The sequence below is a fragment of the Citrobacter freundii complex sp. 2025EL-00176 genome (assembly GCF_053309355.1).
Window position 1 is genome coordinate 219,397 of sequence record NZ_JBRYHT010000002.1, and the last position, 15,711, is coordinate 235,107.

General features: G+C 52.5%; 18 protein-coding genes. 12 read left to right on the forward strand and 6 right to left on the reverse strand.

Annotated features, from left to right (window positions below):
* Positions 1-8: 8 nt before the first annotated feature.
* Both ACVXHP_RS08145 and ACVXHP_RS08150 read left to right on the forward strand, forming a co-directional pair.
* Complete coding sequence (locus tag ACVXHP_RS08145; protein ID WP_447571255.1) at positions 9-1,439, forward strand: DUF2867 domain-containing protein; 1,431 nt, start codon at positions 9-11, stop codon at positions 1,437-1,439.
* Positions 1,440-1,536: 97 nt separating this feature from the next.
* Positions 1,537-2,550 carry an NAD-dependent epimerase/dehydratase family protein gene (locus tag ACVXHP_RS08150; protein ID WP_079223497.1) on the forward strand — a complete coding sequence of 338 codons (1,014 nt, stop codon included), beginning with the start codon at positions 1,537-1,539 and terminating at the stop codon, positions 2,548-2,550.
* Here ACVXHP_RS08150 and ACVXHP_RS08155 read toward each other — a convergent pair.
* From ACVXHP_RS08155 to cspE, 4 genes are all read right to left on the reverse strand, one after another.
* Complete coding sequence (locus tag ACVXHP_RS08155; protein WP_447571256.1) at positions 2,547-3,377, reverse strand: N-acetylmuramoyl-L-alanine amidase; 831 nt, start codon at positions 3,375-3,377, stop codon at positions 2,547-2,549. The two genes, ACVXHP_RS08150 and ACVXHP_RS08155, sit on opposite strands and share 4 nt — an antisense overlap.
* On the reverse strand, positions 3,374-3,697 hold the full coding sequence (locus tag ACVXHP_RS08160) for a heavy metal-binding domain-containing protein (RefSeq protein ID WP_001160725.1): 324 nt from the start codon (positions 3,695-3,697) through the stop codon (positions 3,374-3,376). Before ACVXHP_RS08160 ends, ACVXHP_RS08155 begins: the two co-directional genes overlap by 4 nt.
* Positions 3,698-3,902: 205 nt before the next feature.
* A complete protein-coding gene (ymcF, locus tag ACVXHP_RS08165; protein WP_071888153.1) occupies positions 3,903-4,091 on the reverse strand; it encodes a cold shock small protein YmcF in 189 nt (62 codons plus the stop codon).
* Between the two features lie 10 nt (positions 4,092-4,101).
* Entirely contained in the window at positions 4,102-4,314 is a 213-nt protein-coding gene (cspE, locus tag ACVXHP_RS08170; RefSeq protein ID WP_087855939.1) for a transcription antiterminator/RNA stability regulator CspE, read from the reverse strand.
* Positions 4,315-4,835: 521 nt separating this feature from the next.
* Here cspE and ACVXHP_RS08175 point away from each other — a divergent pair.
* The 7 genes from ACVXHP_RS08175 to yegS all read left to right on the forward strand — a co-directional run bounded on the left by ACVXHP_RS08175 (position 4,836) and on the right by yegS (position 10,386).
* On the forward strand, positions 4,836-5,351 hold the full coding sequence (locus ACVXHP_RS08175; RefSeq protein WP_447571257.1) for a lipoprotein: 516 nt from the start codon (positions 4,836-4,838) through the stop codon (positions 5,349-5,351).
* Positions 5,352-5,578: 227 nt separating this feature from the next.
* Positions 5,579-6,307: an arginine ABC transporter ATP-binding protein ArtP gene (gene artP / locus ACVXHP_RS08180; RefSeq protein ID WP_003027295.1), complete on the forward strand. Its 729-nt coding sequence runs from the start codon at positions 5,579-5,581 to the stop codon at positions 6,305-6,307.
* A gap of 16 nt (positions 6,308-6,323) precedes the next feature.
* The gene (artI, locus tag ACVXHP_RS08185; protein ID WP_003027298.1) at positions 6,324-7,055 is read left to right on the forward strand and encodes an arginine ABC transporter substrate-binding protein ArtI; all 732 of its coding nucleotides are present in this window, start codon (positions 6,324-6,326) and stop codon (positions 7,053-7,055) included.
* A gap of 6 nt (positions 7,056-7,061) precedes the next feature.
* Entirely contained in the window at positions 7,062-7,778 is a 717-nt protein-coding gene (gene artQ / locus ACVXHP_RS08190; protein WP_316130111.1) for an arginine ABC transporter permease ArtQ, read from the forward strand.
* Positions 7,778-8,446, forward strand: a complete 669-nt coding sequence (gene artM / locus ACVXHP_RS08195) for an arginine ABC transporter permease ArtM (protein WP_447571258.1) — start codon at positions 7,778-7,780, stop codon at positions 8,444-8,446. The genes artQ and artM overlap by 1 nt, the downstream gene beginning before the upstream one ends.
* Before the next feature lie 178 nt (positions 8,447-8,624).
* Complete coding sequence (artJ, locus tag ACVXHP_RS08200; protein ID WP_042307394.1) at positions 8,625-9,356, forward strand: arginine ABC transporter substrate-binding protein ArtJ; 732 nt, start codon at positions 8,625-8,627, stop codon at positions 9,354-9,356.
* 130 nt (positions 9,357-9,486) lie between these two features.
* Positions 9,487-10,386: a lipid kinase YegS gene (gene yegS / locus ACVXHP_RS08205; protein ID WP_447571259.1), complete on the forward strand. Its 900-nt coding sequence runs from the start codon at positions 9,487-9,489 to the stop codon at positions 10,384-10,386.
* Positions 10,387-10,407: 21 nt separating this feature from the next.
* Here yegS and fbaB read toward each other — a convergent pair whose 3' ends face one another.
* Positions 10,408-11,460, reverse strand: a complete 1,053-nt coding sequence (gene fbaB, locus ACVXHP_RS08210) for a class I fructose-bisphosphate aldolase (RefSeq protein WP_316130113.1) — start codon at positions 11,458-11,460, stop codon at positions 10,408-10,410.
* A gap of 252 nt (positions 11,461-11,712) precedes the next feature.
* On the opposite strand from fbaB, the gene ACVXHP_RS08215 reads away from it, so the two are divergent.
* The 3 genes from ACVXHP_RS08215 to ACVXHP_RS08225 are packed head-to-tail and all read left to right on the forward strand — an operon-like array spanning position 11,713 to position 14,956.
* The gene (locus ACVXHP_RS08215) at positions 11,713-12,990 is read left to right on the forward strand and encodes a nucleoside permease (RefSeq protein WP_316130114.1); all 1,278 of its coding nucleotides are present in this window, start codon (positions 11,713-11,715) and stop codon (positions 12,988-12,990) included.
* A complete protein-coding gene (locus ACVXHP_RS08220) occupies positions 12,987-13,991 on the forward strand; it encodes an ADP-ribosylglycohydrolase family protein (protein WP_316130115.1) in 1,005 nt (334 codons plus the stop codon). Before ACVXHP_RS08215 ends, ACVXHP_RS08220 begins: the two co-directional genes overlap by 4 nt.
* Positions 13,988-14,956, forward strand: a complete 969-nt coding sequence (locus tag ACVXHP_RS08225) for a PfkB family carbohydrate kinase (protein ID WP_447571260.1) — start codon at positions 13,988-13,990, stop codon at positions 14,954-14,956. Before ACVXHP_RS08220 ends, ACVXHP_RS08225 begins: the two co-directional genes overlap by 4 nt.
* Here the strand turns inward: ACVXHP_RS08225 and ACVXHP_RS08230 are convergent.
* Complete coding sequence (locus tag ACVXHP_RS08230) at positions 14,930-15,676, reverse strand: GntR family transcriptional regulator (RefSeq protein ID WP_447571261.1); 747 nt, start codon at positions 15,674-15,676, stop codon at positions 14,930-14,932. The two genes, ACVXHP_RS08225 and ACVXHP_RS08230, sit on opposite strands and share 27 nt — an antisense overlap.
* Positions 15,677-15,711: the final 35 nt, after the last annotated feature.

A 15,711-nucleotide genomic window follows, 5' to 3' on the forward strand; every position in this document is an offset into this window, starting at 1 on the left:
AGATGGGCGTGCCACAACGGATTTTGGTTCTTGGCGCCAGTGGCTACATTGGTCAGCATCTGGTACAGGCGCTCAGCCAGCAAGGGCACCAGGTGCTGGCGGCGGCACGCCGTATAGAACGACTGGAAAAACTGCAACTGGCCAACGTCAGTTGCCACAAAGTCGACTTAACCTGGCCTGATAACCTGACGCCGCTGCTGACGGATGTTGATACGGTTTATTATCTGGTCCATGGCATGGGTGAAGGCGGTGATTTTATCGCTCATGAGCGCCAGGTCGCGATGAACGTGCGTGATGCGCTACGTAGCATCCCCGTCACACAGCTTATTTTCCTGAGTTCATTACAGGCTCCGCGACATGAACAATCCGATCATCTGCGTGCGCGGCAGATAACCGCAGACATCCTGCGCGAAGCAGGCGCGCCAATGACCGAATTGCGGGCAGGCATTATCGTCGGGGCGGGTTCCGCCGCCTTTGAAGTGATGCGCGATATGGTCTACAACCTGCCGGTACTTACGCCTCCGCGCTGGGTACGTTCGCGTACCACGCCCATCGCGCTGGAAAATTTGATGTACTATCTGGTGGCGCTGTTGGACCATCCCACAAGCCATCACCGCGTACTCGAAGCCGCAGGGCCGCAGGTATTAAGCTATCAGGAACAGTTCGAACATTTTATGGCAGTCAGCGGCAAGCACCGCTTGTTGATCCCTGTCCCCTTTCCGACCAGTTGGATTTCGGTGTGGTTTTTGAATGTTATTACGTCGGTACCGCCCACTACGGCAAAAGCGCTGATACAAGGCTTAAAGCATGACCTGCTGGCCGATGACGCTGAGCTACGCAAGCTGATCCCACAAAAGCTGATCGCCTTTGATGACGCAGTGCGCAGCACGCTGAAAGAAGAAGAGAAGCTGGTTAACTCCAGCGACTGGGGGTATGACGCTCAGGCATTCGCCCGCTGGCGTCCCGAATATGGCTATTTTGCCAAACAGGCTGGCTTTAGCGTCGACACCTCCGCCAGTCTGAAAGCGTTGTGGCAGGTGGTGAACAGACTCGGCGGCAAAGAGGGCTATTTCTTTGGCAATTTTTTGTGGAAGACGCGCGCCGCGCTGGACCTGCTGGTCGGCCATAAGCTGGCAAAAGGCCGCCCGGATAACCCGTTATTGCAGGTTGGCGATGCTGTGGATAGTTGGAAAGTGATCATCGTTGAGCCAGAAAAACAGCTCACGCTGCTATTTGGCATGAAAGCGCCGGGATTAGGCCGTTTAAGCTTTACGCTTGAAGATAAAGGCGATCATCGGCGCATCGATGTCCGCGCCTGGTGGCATCCGCACGGCATGCCCGGTCTTTTCTACTGGTTGTTGATGATTCCGGCTCATCTGTTCATTTTCAGAGGGATGGCGAAGCGTATCGCCAAACTTGCAGAACAAATCACAGACTAATGACAAAAAGAGACTGTATTCTTTCACGTTTCCCATTGCATACAGTCGTATTTCACGGAAGAATGCGCACGATGTTTTTTAAACACAGTGGATTGATATGAAGGTACTGGTTACCGGAGCCACCAGCGGCTTGGGCCGAAACGCGGTTGAGTTTCTATGCAGCAAAGGCGTCAGCGTCAGAGCCACCGGTCGCAACGAAGCGATGGGCAAGCTGCTGGAGAAAATGGGCGCAGAATTTGTGCATGCGGATCTGACTGAACTGGTCTCTTCGCAGGCAAAAGTCATGCTCGCAGGTATCGACACGCTGTGGCACTGCTCCAGTTTTACCTCGCCGTGGGGAACGCAGGAAGCCTTCGATCTGGCCAACGTTCGTGCTACCCGCCGTCTGGGCGAATGGGCCGTTGCCTGGGGCGTACGTAACTTTATCCATATCTCCTCTCCGTCACTCTATTTTGACTATCACCATCATCGGGATATCAAAGAAGACTTCCGACCACATCGCTTCGCCAATGAATTCGCCCGCAGTAAAGCGGCTGGTGAAGATGTGATTGCGCTGCTCGCGCAGGCTAACCCGCAGACACGCTTCACGGTATTGCGTCCACAAAGTCTGTTCGGACCTCATGATAAAGTTTTTATCCCCCGCCTGGCCCACATGATGTACCACTACGGCAGCATCCTGTTGCCGCACGGTGGCAGTGCGTTGGTGGATATGACCTATTATGAGAACGCGGTACACGCAATGTGGCTGGTAAGCCAGGAAGCCTGCGATAAGCTGCCGTCAGGCCGCGCATACAACATTACTAACGGTGAGCATCGAACGCTGCGCAGTATCGTGCAGAAGCTGATCGACGAATTGAATATTGATTGCCGAATCCGCTCGGTGCCCTACCCGATGCTGGACATGATTGCCCGCAGCATGGAGCGTCTGGGCAATAAATCAGCAAAAGAGCCAAAGCTTACGCACTACGGCGTCTCGAAGCTGAATTTTGACTTTACGCTGGATACCAGCCGCGCACAGGAAGAGTTAGGTTATCAGCCCATCGTCACGCTGGATGAAGGGATTGAGCGTACCGCAGCCTGGCTGCGCGACCACGGTAAGCTACCGCGCTAACCCTGCCCGTATTTCTCCAGTAACGCTTCGGCAATCGCCTGCGTTTCTGCATCCGCCACGCCGTTCCACAACGTCGGGCGGAAGTGCATCTGGAATGCCATAATCACCCGCTGCTGTTCACGCGGCGTCATTTCGGGTTTGACCTCATAGCCATAGCGCGACAGTAAATCGAGTAACGATGCGGTGTCTACTGGTGTATGAGGCGCTCTACCGCCAAGATAAAACGCCACACGCTGCGCATCCGGCCATGCGCCTATTCCCTGTGCTGCCAGCGCTTGCCAAGGAAACAATGGGCCAGGATCGTCCTTACGCTGCGGTGCGACGTCCGCATGGGCCACCACGTTTTGCGGCTTGATATCGTAGCGAGCAATAATGTCCTTCGCCAGTGGGATCAACGCCTGAATTTGCGCTGGCTCAAAGGGGGCAAAATATTTCGTTCCCGCCGATTTTTGCCAGCCGCGGTTTTCCAGCTCAATGCCAATCGAGGTATCGTTAATCCTCGTAGCGCCGCGCCAGAAGCTAATCCCGGCATGCCAGGCCAGATCTTTTTCCGGGACCAGTTGCCAGATACGCGGCTTGCCGTGGTAGAGCGGCGGCACAGCCGGGATCAGATAGTGCGAACTGACGTTTTTATCGGTCAGCGTAGCCAGAGAAGAGTCAAAATCATCGGCCGTGTAATGGATAACCAGCACTTTAATACGCGGATAAGCGGCCTGCGCCTGACGTCGGGTATCCAACTGATATCCGTCTTTATCGACTATCCCTTTTTCGCCAGCACAGCCCGCCAGCAGCAGCGTCAATGCCAGCAGCCACAACAGACGCTTCATCGGCGAGTTTTCACCGCAGTGCCGCTGACGCTCACCATCAACATGCTGCCATCTTTACCCACGGTTTCGTAATCAATGTCGATACCGACGACCGCATCAGCACCCAGCGCTTTCGCCTGTTCACCCAGCTCCTGAAAAGCAATTTCGCGCGCTTTGCGCAGCTCCTTTTCATACGCGCCGGAGCGACCGCCGACAATATCGCGAATGCCAGCGAAGAAATCACGGAAGATATTCGCGCCTAAAATGGCTTCACCCGTAACCACACCGCAGTATTCCACGATGCTCTGCCCTTCAAGCGTTGGGGTAGTTGAAAACTGCATGATTCATCTCCTTATTGTGCTAACAACGCTGCCTTAACAACGTTTTCAAACCAATATACTATGACACTCAAAGGAGAACCCGCCAAATAAAACTGCTATCCGTGTCGATGTGTAGCGGTTTCAGGTGGCGCGTTTTATTTATTTTTATTTGACCGGCATTCCGCCAGAAATAAAAAAGCCCCCTGATTTTGGGGGCCTGAAGTTATTATTTTCTGAAATCTAATGGTGTCTGACCGGACTGGATGTACATTGCAACGTTATCGAATGTAATCATTTTAGATTTACAAAAAATACATTTTGCACCGAATGGATTTCCTTCAGTCACATCAAAGGTTGATGTTCTGTATTGGGAACCATGGCAACATGGGCAGCGAAAGTGAATATGATTAGTAATAATAGTTACCTCACAGCGCCACAACATTAACTGCGGATGGACCTTTAGGCCCCTGCTCCACACCGAATTCAACTTTCTGGTTTTCATTCAGCGTTTTGAAATCATTACTTTGAATCGCTGAAAAATGGACAAAGACATCTTTGCTGCCATCTGCAGGCGTGATGAAGCCAAAACCTTTTTCAGGATTGAACCATTTAACTAAACCAGTCATTTTAGTAGACATATATTTTATTCCTTAATTTGAGCCTTTCGGCAAGCATGGTTTTTATGACAGAAACTTCGTAGTGCTTAATGAAGAGACTCAAAGAGGGGATAAATGGATTACACCTGAAAATGAGAACTGCTTGAGTAAACTACTTTGTATATCGTCTGTTATTCAAACCGACCAGATCATTAACGCACGGGCACTGAGATTAAGCAACTGTTATTTTAGCCGTCCGGAGTCCCTTATAGCCAACAACGCGGCACGGGGTTTGTTTGCCCAAGCGTAAAGCGCGGCAAATGGAACATGCAAATGCTCATATGGTCTATACAGTATAAGAAGCATGAATGGCCGCCAACGCCCCGTTGCAGGTTGATATACTGAAGCTGAAGCTGGCAACGAGCGCCACCAACATGCTTCAGGTGGGGTGCCCGCGAATTTGCTTTAGCAAAAACAATGTGTTAATCGATCATACAATTTTTAACGAGACAGAATTGTTCATCGTAGAACACAATTAGTAGGAAGCTTATAAGGAAATCATTATGCGCTACTCGAAACTCTCTCTGCTGGTTCCATGTGCACTACTTCTCAGCGCCTGTACTACCGTGACTCCGGCCTATAAAGATAACGGCACGCGGAGCGGTGCATGCGTAGAAGGCGGGCCAGACAGCGTGGCTCAACAATTCTATGATTACCGTATTCAGCATCGAAACAATGACATTACCGCCCTTCGTCCATACCTTAGCGACAACCTGGCTAAACTGCTGACCGATGCCAGCCGTGATAACGCGCATCGCGACCTGTTTAACAGCGATCCGTTCTCCAGTCGCACGACCTTACCGGATAGCGCCAGCGTCGCCAGCGCATCAACCATTCCGAATAGTGATGCACGCAACATTCCACTGCGCGTAGAGCTGAAACAGGGTGATCAGAGCTGGCGTGATGAAGTATTGATGATCCGCGAAGGCCAGTGCTGGGTAGTGGACGACGTCCGCTATCTGGGCGGCAGCGTACACGCGTCAGCCGGGACGCTGCGCCAGTCTGTGGAAAACCGCTAGTCGCCCCCATTCACCCGCCTGTTTCATAAACCCCATAAATTGTCTGGCATTCTGCATAGAATGCCGACAATTATTCTTGCCCGCTGGTGGCCCCGCTATTTTGTGCTATGTTTAGATAAGAATGCGGTTTGCATTTAACTTTTAACGCATAAATATTGCATAACTATTCTGTCAAAGGTAGTATCTGCGGCTTCAATAGCTATCAGACTGCCAGCATACGAGTGTCAATGAGTATTCAATTAAACGGCATTAACTGCTTCTACGGCGCACATCAGGCGCTGTTCGATATCACGCTGGATTGCCCTCAGGGTGAAACACTGGTGTTACTTGGCCCTAGTGGAGCCGGGAAAAGCTCGCTACTGCGCGTACTCAACCTGCTTGAGATGCCGCGCTCGGGCACGCTCTCTATTGCGGGTAACCGTTTCGACTTCACGAAAACACCGTCAGATAAAGCTATTCGCGATCTGCGCCAGAACGTGGGTATGGTTTTTCAGCAATATAATCTTTGGCCGCACCTCACGGTTGTACAGAATCTGATTGAAGCGCCCTGCCGTGTGCTTGGTCTGACAAAAGAGCAAGCAATGGCGCGCGCCGAGAAACTGCTCGAACGTCTGCGTCTGAAGCCCTACAGCGATCGTTATCCGCTGCATCTCTCCGGCGGCCAGCAGCAGCGTGTGGCCATTGCCCGCGCATTAATGATGGAACCGCAGGTGCTGCTGTTTGATGAACCGACCGCCGCGCTTGATCCGGAAATTACCGCGCAAATCGTCAGCATCATTCGTGAGCTGGCGGAAACCAACATTACTCAGGTGATCGTCACCCACGAAGTGGAAGTTGCTCGTAAAACGGCAAGTCGTGTGGTGTATATGGAAAACGGTCATATCGTCGAGTTTGGGGATGCGAGCTGCTTTGCCAACCCGCAAACCGAAGCGTTTAAAAACTATCTTTCTCACTAAGATTCGGGACAATACAATGAAAAAAGTTCTGATTGCCGCGCTAATCGCAGGTTTTAGCCTTTCCGCTACCGCAGCCCAAACCATTCGTTTCGCCACCGAAGCGTCTTATCCTCCGTTTGAATCTATCGATGCTAATAACAAGATCGTGGGTTTTGACGTTGATCTGGCGAACGCGCTGTGTAAAGAGATCGATGCTACCTGTACGTTTACCAATCAGGCATTCGACAGCCTGATCCCGAGCCTGAAATTCCGTCGTTTTGACGCGGTGATGGCCGGTATGGACATCACGCCTGAGCGTGAAAAACAGGTCCTGTTTACTACCCCTTACTACGACAACTCTGCACTTTTTGTTGGCCAGCAGGGTAAATACACCAGCATTGATCAACTGAAAGGCAAAAAAGTTGGCGTACAAAACGGGACGACGCACCAGAAATTCATCATGGATAAGCATCCGGAAGTGACCACCGTGCCGTATGACAGCTACCAGAATGCCAAACTCGATCTGCAAAACGGTCGCATTGACGGCGTCTTCGGTGATACCGCAGTCGTAACCGAATGGCTGAAAGACAATCCGAAACTGGCCGCAGTTGGCGACAAAGTGACGGATAAAGATTACTTCGGAACAGGTCTGGGCATCGCGGTGCGTCAGGGCAACACTGAGCTGCAGCAGAAATTTAACGCTGCGCTGGAAAAAGTGAAGAAAGATGGGACTTACGAGACCATCTACAACAAATGGTTCCAGAAGTAATATTTGATGAATGAATTTTTTCCTTTAGCAAGCGCCGCCGGGATGACCGTCGGCCTTGCGGTTTGTGCGCTGATCATCGGCCTCGCGCTCGCCATGTTTTTTGCCGTCTGGGAGTCCGTAAAATGGCGTCCGGTGGCATGGGCAGGTTCAGCGCTGGTCACCCTTCTGCGCGGGTTACCAGAAATTCTGGTGGTTCTGTTTATCTATTTCGGCTCCTCGCAACTGCTGCTGACGCTGGCCGATGGTTTTACGATCAATCTCGGGTTTGTAGAGATCCCGGTACAGATGCAGATCGAAAACTTCGACGTCAGTCCGTTCCTGTGCGGTGTGATTGCGCTGTCTTTACTGTACGCCGCCTATGCGTCGCAAACGCTGCGTGGCGCATTGAAAGCCGTTCCACTCGGACAATGGGAATCCGGTCAGGCGTTGGGTTTATCTAAAGCCGCGATCTTCTTTCGCCTGGTGATGCCACAGATGTGGCGTCATGCTCTGCCGGGACTGGGTAACCAGTGGCTGGTATTGCTGAAAGATACCGCGCTGGTCAGCCTGATCAGCGTGAACGATCTGATGCTGCAAACCAAAAGCATTGCCACGCGTACCCAGGAGCCATTTACCTGGTACATTGTGGCGGCGGCTATTTACCTGGTGATTACGCTGGTGAGTCAGTACATTCTCAAACGCATTGACCTGCGCGCGACACGTTTTGAGCGGAGACCAGGCTGATGCTTGAGTATTTACCTGAATTGTTGAAAGGGCTGCATACCAGCCTGACGCTGACGGTCGCCTCCATCGTAGTTGCTCTGGTGCTGGCGCTGATTTTCACCGTCATCCTGACGCTGAAAACGCCGGTACTGGTCTGGCTGGTCCGCGCCTATATCACGCTGTTTACCGGTACGCCATTGCTGGTGCAAATCTTCCTGATCTACTACGGACCAGGGCAGTTCCCGACGCTGCAGGAATATCCGGTACTGTGGCATCTGCTCTCCGAACCGTGGCTGTGCGCGTTAATTGCGCTGTCGCTGAACAGTGCGGCTTATACCACACAGCTGTTCTACGGCGCTATCCGCGCCATCCCGGAAGGCCAGTGGCAGTCATGCGGTGCATTGGGGATGAGCAAAAAGGATACGCTGGCGATTCTGTTGCCATACGCCTTTAAACGCGCCCTCTCCTCGTATTCCAACGAAGTGGTGCTGGTGTTTAAAAGTACCTCACTGGCTTACACCATCACGCTGATGGAAGTCATGGGCTACAGCCAGCTGCTGTATGGTCGCACTTATGACGTCATGGTCTTCGGCGCGGCGGGCGTGATTTACCTGCTCGTCAACGGTTTGCTGACGCTGATGATGCGCTTAATCGAACGTAAAGCGCTGGCGTTTGAACATCGAAATTAAGCCGATAACTGCATAAAGCGAAAAACAAAAGACGGGCAAGTCTAACAACCGCCCGTCTTTTTTTATATCAACAAAATACTTAATCGTTTTTATTGCATATAAATTCATTAAATGGCATTGTTACTTCACGCCGCAGACACGGTAAATCATCATAAGATTGACAGACGGGAGTTCCACCATGAAAAAGTTAGTACTGGCCGCATTACTGGCTACTTTCGCCGCTGGCGCCTCAGCCGCTGATAAAATTAGCTTTGGTGTATCAGCGACTTATCCGCCATTTGAATCGCTGGACGCGAGCAACAAAATTGTCGGTTTTGACATTGACCTGGCAACGGCGCTGTGCAAACAAATGCAGGCGGAATGTACTTTTACCAATCATGCTTTCGACAGCCTGATCCCCGCGCTGAAATTCAAAAAATATGATGCAGTGATTTCCGGAATGGATATCACGCCAGAGCGCAGCAAACAGGTTGCGTTCACTCAACCTTACTATGCTAACTCCGCGCTGGTTATTGCCAAAAAAGACACCTATAAAACCTTTGCCGATCTGAAAGGGAAACGCATCGGTATGGAAAACGGCACCACGCACCAAAAATACCTGCAGGATAAACATCCTGAAGTGAAAACCGTGGCCTACGATAGCTATCAGAATGCGATTATCGACCTGAAAAATGGCCGTATTGATGGCGTATTTGGCGATACCGCCGTCGTTAACGAATGGCTGAAAACTAACCCGCAGTTAGGCGTGGCTACCGACAAAGTGACCGATCCACAATACTTCGGTACTGGTCTTGGCATTGCGGTTCGCCCGGATAACAAAGCCCTGCTGGAAAAACTGAATAACGCGCTGGCCGCCATCAAAGCGGATGGCACCTACCAAAAGATCAGCGATCAGTGGTTCCCGCAGTAATTTCCGCTTTATCTGAAAAGCCGCAACCGCGGCTTTTTTTATCTCTTCGCCTGCGCTTTCAGTCAGTTCTTACGCCAGAAATGCATTCATGGCATACACTAGTTAAAACGATAAAGAATGAGGCATAAGGATGATAGCGTTTCCTGCCAGCTTGCTGATCCTCAATGGAAAAAGTGCTGATAATCTCCCTCTGCGTGAAACTATTGCGCAACTTCGCGATGAGGGCGTGGAAATTCATGTACGCGTCACCTGGGAAAAAGGCGACGCTCAACGTTACGTTGATGAAGCGCGTCGATTAGGCGTTGCAACGGTGATTGCCGGCGGCGGCGACGGCACGATCAACGAAGTCTCTACAGCGCTAATCCAGTCGCAGGGCGGCAATATTCCCGCCCTGGGTATTTTACCGTTGGGAACGGCGAATGACTTTGCCACCAGCGTGGGTATACCCGACGACCTTGATAAAGCGTTAAAACTGGCTATCGCCGGAAATGCGACAGAGATCGATATGGTGCAGGTCAATGATAAAACCTGTTTTATCAATATGGCGACCGGCGGCTTTGGCACGCGTATCACCACCGAAACGCCAGAAAAACTCAAGGCGGCGTTGGGCGGCGTATCGTATTTTATTCACGGTTTAATGCGCATGGATACGCTTAAGCCCGACGTCTGCGACATCCGTGGAGATGATTTTCACTGGCAGGGCAAAGCGCTGGTGATTGGGATTGGTAATGGCCGCCAGGCCGGTGGTGGACAACAGCTTTGCCCGACTGCGCTGATTAACGACGGTCTGCTGCAACTGCGCATTTTTACCGGCGAGGAGTTGTTGCCTGGGCTGCTTTCAGCGTTAACGCAATCCGAAGACAACCCTAATATAATTGATGGCGCTTCATCGTGGTTTGATATCCGCGCCCCACACGAAATTACCTTTAATCTTGATGGCGAACCGCTCAGCGGGCAGGAGTTTCATATTGAAATCCTGCCCGCGGCGCTACGTTGCAGACTGCCTCCAGGTTGCCCGTTGTTGCGCTAACAAAACGGCACCCGGCCGGAATCAGGCAATGGTGACTTTGCTGTCCAGATAAACATCCTGCACGGCGTTAATCAGCTTAACGCCGTCGGCCATGGTTTTCTTGAATGCTTTACGTCCAAGGATCAGCCCCATACCGCCTGCGCGTTTATTAATGACCGCCGTACGTACCGCATCGCTCAGATCGGTTTCTCCACCGGCCGCACCGCCAGAGTTAATTAATCCGGCGCGCCCCATATAGCAGTTTGCCAACTGATAACGTACCAGGTCAATCGGGTTGTCGCTGGCCAGCTTGCTGTAGACGCGATCGTCGGTGTAACCAAAGTTAACAGCTTTGTATCCGCCGTTATTTTCCGCCATTTTCTGCTTCACGATATCCGCCCCAATCGTGGCCGCCAGATGGTTAGCCTGCCCAGTGAGATCGGCGGAGACATGATAATCCACGCCGTCTTTCTTAAACGCGGGGTTACGCAGATAAGCCCACAGTACGGTGACCATACCCAGCTCATGGGCACGCTCAAACGCGGCGGAAATCTCTTCAATCTGACGGCGAGACTCCTCAGAACCGAAATAGATTGTCGCCCCGACTGCAACCGCGCCCATATTGAACGCCTGCTCGACGCTGGCGTATAACGTCTGGTCAAACGTATTGGGATAACTGAGCGTTTCGTTGTGGTTAATCTTCACAAGGAACGGAATACGGTGCGCGTAACGGCGGGAAACAGAAGCCAGCACACCATAGGTCGATGCCACGCAGTTACACCCCGCTTCGATAGCCAGTTCCACGATATTCTTTGGATCAAAGTACAACGGGTTAGCCGCAAACGATGCCCCGGCGGAGTGCTCCACGCCCTGGTCCACCGGAAGAATCGACAGGTACCCTGTTCCGGCCAGGCGCCCCGTGTTATACAGCGTCTGCATATTTCTCAGTACGGCTGGCGGACGGTTGTTATCAACCATTACGCGATCGACGTAATCATGTCCTGGCAGGTAAAGTTGGTCAGAAGGAATGGTCATACAACGATGCTGTAAAAGGCTGTCGGCATCTTTGCCAAGCAACTGCGCAATATCAGTCATAGCTATGCTCCCGTAAGTTCCGATTAATAATCGGAATGTGAATTATCCTGACCCGCTTTTTTGCGGGCAGCCATAAGCCTGGTACCGACTGCGCTTTTTTTCCATCTTTAGCGCACTTTTCAGCGATTTCCGCTGGAACGATTCAGGAAGAAATAGTGTTAAGGCGGTCAAATTTAGAGCGCAAAGGTATTTTAAAGGTATTATCAGGTGGTACTATCAATGCGTACCTTACCTGTCATGAAGGATTTAAAGATGAAAACTACAGTTAAGCTGTCGTTCATGATGTTTGTTGAGTGGTTTATCTGGGGCGCCTGGTTTGTCCCGCTTTGGCTGTGGCTCAGCAAAAGTGGCTTTACCGCGGGTGAAATTGGTTGGTCTTACGCCTGTACCGCCATTGCGGCGATCCTGTCGCCGATTCTGGTCGGCTCTATCACTGACCGCTTCTTCTCAGCGCAAAAAGTCCTCGCCGTGTTGATGTTTGTCGGCGCTATCCTGATGTACTTCGCCGCGCAGCAAACCACCTTCAGCGGATTCTTCCCGCTGCTGCTGGCCTATTCACTGACCTATATGCCGACAATTGCGTTAACCAACAGTATCGCTTTTGCCAACGTACCGGACGTTGAGCGTGATTTCCCGCGCATCCGCGTCATGGGTACCATTGGCTGGATTGCGTCTGGTTTAGCCTGCGGTTTCCTACCGCAAATGCTCGGCTATAACGATATCTCCCCCACCAATATCCCCCTGCTTATCACGGCCGGAAGTTCCGCGCTGTTGGGCGTCTTTGCGTTCTTTTTACCGGATACGCCACCGAAAAGTACCGGCAAGATGGATTTCAAAGTCATGCTGGGGCTGGATGCGTTGATCCTGCTGCGGGATAAGAACTTCCTCGTCTTTTTCTTTTGCTCATTCTTGTTTGCCATGCCGCTGGCGTTTTATTACATCTTCGCCAACGGTTACCTGACAGAAGTTGGAATGAAAAATGCCACCGGTTGGATGACGCTGGGCCAGTTCTCTGAAATCTTCTTTATGCTGGCGCTGCCGTTCTTCACCAAACGCTTTGGCATCAAAAAGGTATTACTGCTTGGTCTTATCACTGCGGCGATCCGCTACGGATTTTTCGTATACGGCGGCGCGGAAGAATATTTCACTTACGCCCTGCTGTTTCTCGGCATTCTGCTACACGGCGTCAGTTACGACTTCTATTACGTTACGGCCTATATCTATGTCGATAAAAAAGCGCCGGTACACATGCGCACCGCAGCACAAGGGCTTATTACACTCTGCTGCCAGGGGTTCGGTAGCCTGCTCGGTTACCGTCTGGGCGGCGTAATGATGGAAAAAATGTTTGCCTATAAGGAACCGGTTAATGGTCTCACCTTCAACTGGGCGGGCATGTGGGGATTTGGCGCGATCATGATCGCCGTCATTGCCGTGCTGTTTATGATTTTCTTTCGCGAATCAGACAAAGAAATTACCGCCATTAAGGTGGACGATCGCGATGTAGCGTTGAAACAAGGGGAAGTGAAATGAAAGCAGAACGTATTCTCGGTGCTCTTTATGGGCAGGCGTTAGGGGATGCGATGGGCATGCCGTCGGAACTGTGGCCAAGAACGCGGGTAAAAGCACACTTCGGTTGGATCGACCGTTTCTTGCCTGGACCTGCGGAAAATAATGCCGCCTGCTATTTTAACCAGGCGGAGTTTACCGATGACACATCAATGGCCCTGTGTCTGGCTGATGCCTTGCTTGAATGTGACGGAAAGATAGTTCCAGACGTTATTGGTCGCAATATTCTGGCCTGGGCCGAACGTTTCGATGCCTTTAATAAAAACGTGCTCGGCCCAACGTCAAAAATTGCGCTAAATGCCATTCGCAACGGCAAACCTGTTGCCGAACTGGAAAATAATGGCGTCACTAACGGAGCCGCAATGCGTGTCTCGCCGCTGGGGTGTCTGCTGCCCGCGCGCGATCTCGATACCTTTATTGATGACGTGGCACTGGCCTCCAGCCCGACGCATAAATCGGATCTGGCTACCGCCGGTGCAGTCGTCATCGCGTGGGCGGTGTCGCGCGCTATCGACGGAGGAAAATGGTCGGAGATTGTTGACGCGCTGCCTGCCATTGCCCGACATGCGCAGCAAAAACGGATCACCACCTTTAGCGCATCGCTCTCTGCCCGCCTTGAACTGGCGCTAAAAATCGTCCGTCATGCCGATGGCATTGAGTCCGCCTGCGAGCAGCTGTATCAGGTGGTGGGCGCCGGAACCAGCACCATTGAATCCGTACCTTGCGCCATCGCAATGGTCGAACTGGCGCAGACCGATCCTAACCGCTGCGCGATTCTGTGCGCGAATCTTGGGGGCGATACCGACACCATCGGGGCGATGGCGACCGCCATTTGCGGTGCATTGCACGGGGTAAGCGCGATTGACCCGGCATTGAAACAGGAACTGGATGCGGTAAATCAGCTGGACTTTACCCGCTACGCCAGCGGATTACTGCGACTGCGCGGGCAGCGGGAGGCGCTATGAACAGCACCACGCGTCTGCAACACCTTCTCCCGCAGTTAGGTTCACACAGGCCGGTCACGGTGGTGGGGGCGGCGGTCATTGATGTGATTGCCGATGCGTATGCCCTCCCCTGGCGCGGATGTGACATCGAGCTTAAACAGCAAGGCGTTAACATTGGCGGCTGTGCGCTCAATATTGCTGTGGCGCTCAGGCGTTTAGAGATCAGCGCCAGCAATGCGCTGCCGCTGGGTCAGGGGGTATGGGCCGATATTATCCGCAACCGGATGGCAAAAGAGGGCTTGCATAGCCTGATCGACAACGCAGAAGGCGATAACGGCTGGTGTCTGGCGCTGGTGGAACCGGATGGCGAACGTACTTTTATGTCTTTTAGCGGCGTCGAAAACCAGTGGAACGCCGACTGGCTGGCACGACTGAACATCCCGCGTAACAGCCTGGTTTATCTGTCAGGCTATCAGTTAGCCTCCGGGTGTGGCGAGCTGCTGGTACAGTGGCTGGAAGGTCTGGAGGATGTGACGCCGTTTATCGATTTTGGTCCGCGAATCGGCGATATTTCAGACGCCTTAATGGCGCGAATTATGGCCTGCCGTCCACTGGTATCACTCAATCGACAGGAGGCCGAAATTGCCGCCGAGCGGTTTGCATTAAGCCTGGATGTAGAAGGTTTCGGCGCAGAATGGGTACGCCGTTTCGCCGCACCGGTGGTGATACGCCACGATAAGGACGGCGCGTGGTATTTCAGCGCACAAACATCCGGTTGTGTGCCAGCATTTAAGACCACCGTCGTTGATACCATTGGCGCAGGAGACAGTCACGCCGGCGGCATGCTGGCCGGACTGGCGTCAGGCTGGGCGCTGGCTGATGCGGTACTTCTGGGCAATGCGGTGGCGTCCTGGGTAGTCGGGCATCGCGGCGGCGATTGCGCCCCCTCGCGAGAGACGTTACTCCTCGCACACAAACACGTATAGATCGCTTCGGCAATAGCTGATGCTGTATTCAATGGGCCGTTGCTGCTGGTCAAGCGCTACCTGCTTGATCACCAGCACCGGCACTTTGCTGTCCATTTGAATATGCGCCTGGAACTCCGCGTCTGGCATCCGCGCGCTGACGCGTGAACGCGTACGCTGCGGGAAGATATGCTGGCTGCGGAAATAGTCATACAGCGAAACGCCGATAGCATCCACATCATGGATTAGTTGGGCCGGTACCCATGACTCTTCAATAGAAACGGCGCCTTCATCAACATAGCGAATACGTTTGAGCAGGAAGACCTCACTGCCGACGGCAACAGCCAACTGCTGTGCCACCTCTTCCGGACAAGGCACTATGCGCTTGTTGACCCACAGCGTATCCGGTTTTTTTCCGCGTAAAACGACCTGCTGCGAAAAACCCCGCGCTTCTTTGAGCGAATACTCGAAGATGTTGTTGATCTGCGTCCCGTAACCGCGGGCGCGTGTCACCACGCCTTCTTCCTCCAGAGCCTGCATCGCCTTGCGTACCGTAATTCGCGACACGCCGGTCAACTGACTGAGATCGCGCTCGCCGGGCAGGATATTGCCATGCTCAAGGATCCCGCTGCGCACAGCGTTCTTCACCGTTTGCGCAAATTTCATATACAGCGGCGTGTTATCTGCCGCTGCAATGCGTTCATTCAATTGCGCGATAAGCTGGGTATGCGCTTGTTCCATTTATCTTTTTCCTGCAGCCGTTTCTGCAGCCAGTA